Origin of the sequence: Accumulibacter sp. (assembly GCF_031732815.1) — a bacterium.
Lineage (GTDB): Bacteria > Pseudomonadota > Gammaproteobacteria > Burkholderiales > Rhodocyclaceae > Accumulibacter.
Genome location: NZ_JAVMKF010000060.1, coordinates 1 through 4282, shown reverse-complemented (window position 1 = coordinate 4282; position 4282 = coordinate 1). Strand labels below are relative to the sequence as shown.

The window sequence follows — 4282 nt, the reverse complement described above, 5'->3', positions numbered from 1 at the left end:
CCAATGGCGAGCTATTCTACCAACGAATTCAAATCCGGCCTGAAGGTCATGCTGGACGGTGAACCGTGCACCATCCTCGAAAACGAATTCGTCAAGCCGGGCAAGGGCCAGGCATTCAATCGCGTCAAATTGCGCAACCTGAAGACCAACCGCGTGTCGGAAAAGACGTTCAAGTCGGGCGACTCACTCGAGGGGGCGGACATCGTCGACCGTGAAATGCAGTACCTGTACAACGACGGCGAGTTCTTCCATTTCATGGAGCCGGACAGCTTCGAGCAGCATCAGGCGAGTTCGACCACCGTCGGGGACGCCGCGCTGTGGCTCAGGGAACAGGACATGTGCATGGTGATGCTGTTCAATGGCGCGCCGCTGGCGGTGACACCGCCGAACTTCGTCGACCTGGAGATCGTCGAGACCGAGCCGGGTGTGCGCGGCGACACGGCGACCGGCGGCACCAAGCCGGCGCGCCTGTCGACCGGCGCCGTTGCCAAGGTGCCGCTGTTCGTCAATCAGGGCGAGATCATTCGCTGCGACACGCGCACCGGGGAGTACGTGTCGCGCGTCAAGGGCTGAGCGCGGGCAGCAACGCGTTGCCTTTCCCGCACACATGCGGCAGGCGACAGCGCGGGGCAGCACCGTGACCGCGGCGCAGCGCTGGCGGCCGACCGCGCCGCTGGCGAACCTGCGCCGGCGGGCGCAGATCGTTGGCGGCATCCGCGCCTATTTCGCCGCGCAGGGCGTGCTCGAAGTCGAGACGCCGCAGATCGGTTCGGCAACGGTCAGCGATCCGCACCTCAACAGTCTGTATGTCGCGGGCTACGGCTACCTGCAAACCTCGCCGGAATACGCGATGAAACGGCTGCTCGCCGCCGGCAGCGGGTCGATCTATCAACTGGCCCGGGTCTTCCGCGCCGACGAGCACGGCCGCCGGCACCAGCCGGAGTTCACCTTGCTCGAATGGTATCGCCTGGGGTATTCGCTCGAACGGCTGATCGATGAAGTCGGGTCGATCGCCCGCCTGGCGCTCGGCGACTTGCCGAGCGAACGCCAGCGCTACCGTGATCTTTTCCAGCGCTACCTCGGACTCGACCCGCTGCGCTGCGAGCTGGGCGCACTGCGCAGCGCCGCCGCCGAGCACCTCGACCTGGCGTTCGACGATGCCGACCGCGATACCTGGCTCGAGCTGCTGATGAGCGCGGTGATCGAACCGCAACTCGGTCGCAACGTGCTCAGCTTCGTCGTCGACTATCCGCCCTCGCAAGCGGCGCTCGCCCGCCTGCGCCGCGACGCTGACGGAGAACTCGTCGCGGCGCGCTTCGAGTTGTATTTTGCCGGCGTCGAACTGGCCAATGGCTACCACGAACTGGCCGACGCCGACGAACAGCGGACCCGCTTTGCCGCTGATCTGCAGACGCGCGCGGCGCTGGGTCTGCCCGCCGTAGCGCTCGACAGCGACTTTCTGGCCGCGCTCAGCGCCGGGCTACCGGACTGCAGCGGCGTCGCGCTCGGCCTCGACCGGCTGATCATGCTCGCCGTCGGCGCCCACTCGCTGGCCGAGGTGATGGCCTTCGCCGTGCCTTGGGGAGAACTCGATGAATCCGCCTAGCCCGCCGGCGTGCCAGCGCTTCAGTGCGCTCTTTGTGCCGACGATGAATCGATGAGTCCGCGCATCCGCTGTATCACTCCCGAGGTTTACCAGGTCGGCGGCGCCGGACTGACGCACGCCAACGATGCGGCGATCTATCTGGTCGCCGTCTCTGGTGGTGCGGCGCTGATCGACGCCGGCTGCGGACGCGGCAGCGATCTGCTGCTGCTCAATCTCGAAGCCGCCGGCGTGGCGCCCGATGAGATCGATTTCCTCCTCCTGACGCACTGCCACTACGATCACACCGGCGGTGCGGCCGCACTGCGCCGCCGCTTCGGCTGGCGCGTTGCGCTGCACACTGACGAAGTCGCCTACCTGTCGAAGGGCGACAACGACGTCAGCGCCGCCGCCTGGTACGGCGACGAGCTGACGCCGTGCCCGGTCGATCTGCCGCTGGTCGATGGCCAGGAACTTCGGCTCGGCGAGCGGGCCTTGCGCGCTATCCACATTCCCGGCCATTCGCCGGGATCGCTCGCTTACCTCGTCGAGTCAGCCGGACAGCGCGTCGTCTTCGCGCAGGACGTGCATGGGCCGCTGCATCCGTCGCTGCTCTCGAACCGCGCCGATTACCAAGCTTCGCTCGGCAAGCTGGCCGCGCTCGAGGCCGACATCCTGTGCGAAGGGCATTATGGCGTTTTCGTTGGTCGGCGGGAAGTTGCCCAGTTCATCGCGCGCTTTCGTTCGCCAGCGGGCGCAACGCGCGGCCGAGACGGGTAGGTCAGCGGCGCGCGCAGGGGCTTTGCGCGCCGCGCCCGCTACCGGTCAGCGCTGCCGATTCCCTTACAGGAGTTCTTCCAGGCGCAGGCGAATGATCTTTCCGTGCACGGCCGACAAGGCCTCGATGCCGGCGATTGCCGCATCGACCTGGCGCTCGCGCGTGCGGTGGGTGAGCATGATGATGTCGGTCTGCTCCTCGCCTTCGTTCGGTTCGCGCTGAAACATGGCGACGATCGAAATCTCGTGATCGGCCAGGATGCGCGTCACCTCGGCGAGCACGCCCGGGCGGTCTTCGACGCGCAGGCGCAGGTAATAGCTGGTGACCACCTCGGCGATCGGCAGGATCGCCAGTTCGACCATGGCGCCGGGCTGGAAGGCGAGATGCGGCACGCGGTGTTCGGGGTCGGCCGTGTGCATGCGCGTCACGTCGACCAGGTCGGCGATGACCGCCGAAGCCGTGGGTTCGGCGCCGGCGCCCTTCCCGTAATAGAGCGTCGCACCAACCGCGTCACCCTTGACGAGCACAGCATTCATCGCGCCTTCGACGTTGGCGATCAGGCGCTTGCCCGGAATCAGCGTCGGATGGACGCGCAGTTCGACGCCCGCGTCGGTGCGCTTGGTGATGCCCAGAAGCTTGATGCGATAACCGAGTTGCTCGGCGTACTTGATGTCGACCGCGTCGAGCTGGCTGATACCTTCGATGTGCGCGCGCTCGAAACCCATCGAACTGCCGAAGGCAATCGCCGACATGATGCTCAGCTTGTGCGCCGCGTCGATGCCCTCGACGTCCACGGTGGGATCAGCCTCGGCGTAACCCAGCTCCTGCGCTTGCGCCAGGACGGCCGGGAAACTGAGGCCCTTGTCGCGCATTTCCGAGAGGATGAAATTGGTCGTGCCGTTGATGATGCCGGCAATCCATTCGATCCGGTTCGCCGTCAGCCCCTCGCGCAAGGCCTTGATGATCGGTATGCCGCCGGCAACCGCCGCCTCGAAGGCAACCATGACGCCGCGCGCCTGGGCGGCGGCGAAGATCTCGTTGCCGTACTTGGCGAGCAGCGCCTTGTTTGCGGTCACCACATGCTTGCCGTTGGTGATCGCCAGGAGGACGAGTTCCCTCGCCTGATCATAGCCGCCGAACAGCTCGACGACGATGTCCACCTCGGGATCGCTGACCAGCGCACGCGGATCATCGGTGATGCGACACTCGCCGGCGGTCAGCCGGTGCGTCCGTTCCAGGTTGCGATCGGCGACGACGCTGATCCGGATCGGGCGTCCGGCGCGCCGCGTAATCTCTTCGGCGTTTCTCTTGAGCACCGCGTAGACGCCACCACCGACGGTACCGATACCGAGAAGTCCAACGTTGATAGGTTTCATTGGGCAAAGAAAGGCAAGATTGGAGATCGATGAGCGTCGGCCGGGCGGCTAGCTGCCGGCCTCGACCCTCTGTTGCGAGCGACGACGGTAGCCGGCGAGGAAGCGCGCCAAGCGCGCTATCGCATCGCGCAAATCGTCCTCGTGCGGTAGGAAGACCAGGCGAAAATGGTCCGGTGCCGGCCAGTTGAAGCCACTTCCTTGAACGAGCAGGACGCGCTCGGCCTCGAGCAGTTCGGCCATGAACTCCTGATCGTCAGCGATCGGGTAAAGTTCGCGATCAAGGCGCGGGAACATGTACAGCGCCGCCTTCGGCTTGACGCAACTGACCCCGGGAATGGCCGTGATCAGTTCGTAGGCGAGGTCACGCTGGCGGCACATGCGACCGCCCGGCGCGACCAGATCGTCGATGCTCTGGTAACCGCCAAGTGCCGTCTGAATCGCATGCTGCGCCGGCACGTTCGAGCACAGGCGCATCGAAGCCAACATGTCGAGTCCTTCGATGTAGTCGCGCGCGTCGCGCAAATCGCCGGAAACGACCATCCAGCC

At 65.8% G+C, this 4282-nt stretch carries 5 protein-coding genes; 3 read left to right on the top strand and 2 right to left on the bottom strand.

Annotation, left to right across the window (positions count from 1 at the left end; translation table 11 throughout):
* Positions 1-3 precede the first annotated feature (3 nt).
* The 3 genes from efp (at position 4) to RKP46_RS05015 (ending at position 2362) form a co-directional block, all read left to right on the top strand.
* Positions 4-573 carry an elongation factor P gene (gene efp, locus RKP46_RS05025; RefSeq protein ID WP_311105635.1) on the top strand — a complete coding sequence of 190 codons (570 nt, stop codon included), beginning with the start codon at positions 4-6 and terminating at the stop codon, positions 571-573.
* Positions 574-637: 64 nt separating this feature from the next.
* A complete protein-coding gene (epmA, locus tag RKP46_RS05020) occupies positions 638-1606 on the top strand; it encodes an EF-P lysine aminoacylase EpmA (RefSeq protein ID WP_311105609.1) in 969 nt (322 codons plus the stop codon).
* 51 nt (positions 1607-1657) lie between these two features.
* Entirely contained in the window at positions 1658-2362 is a 705-nt protein-coding gene (locus tag RKP46_RS05015) for an MBL fold metallo-hydrolase (protein WP_311105608.1), read from the top strand.
* Positions 2363-2425: 63 nt separating this feature from the next.
* Here RKP46_RS05015 and RKP46_RS05010 read toward each other — a convergent pair whose 3' ends face one another.
* The gene (locus tag RKP46_RS05010) at positions 2426-3736 is read right to left on the bottom strand and encodes a homoserine dehydrogenase (RefSeq protein WP_311105607.1); all 1311 of its coding nucleotides are present in this window, start codon (positions 3734-3736) and stop codon (positions 2426-2428) included.
* Between the two features lie 48 nt (positions 3737-3784).
* A partial coding sequence (locus tag RKP46_RS05005; protein WP_311105606.1) for an aminotransferase class I/II-fold pyridoxal phosphate-dependent enzyme occupies positions 3785-4282 on the bottom strand: 498 nt, incomplete at its 5' end.